The 231-nt window shown below is 48.1% G+C and carries 1 protein-coding gene; it reads left to right on the top strand.

Annotation, left to right across the window (positions count from 1 at the left end; all coding sequences use genetic code 11):
- Positions 1–231, top strand: a 231-nt coding sequence (locus M4I23_RS19760; protein WP_249755569.1) for a hypothetical protein, incomplete at both ends; no start/stop codon positions are given.

Below are 231 nucleotides of genomic sequence, written 5' to 3'. Positions count from 1 at the left end.
AGTGCGACAAATGGCTCATTAATCATGGCGCTCAGCCCACTGATGACTTCGCTGATTACGTGTATTGCTCTTCGAACGCTGCCGTCTTTCGCCCAGTGTTTTAGTCTGCTAGTTAGCTTGACCGGCGTACTGATCGTAATCACCAATGGGCATCCGAAAGAACTGCTCTCAATGCAGATCAACCACGGTGATAAACTCTTCTTTTGCGGCATGTTGACTTGGAGTTTGTAC

The sequence above is a fragment of the Algibacter sp. L4_22 genome, from assembly GCF_023473045.1.
GTDB lineage: Bacteria > Bacteroidota > Bacteroidia > Flavobacteriales > Flavobacteriaceae > Algibacter.
The sequence above is the reverse complement of the archived record's forward strand: the minus strand, read 5'-3'. Positions and strand labels throughout refer to the sequence as shown.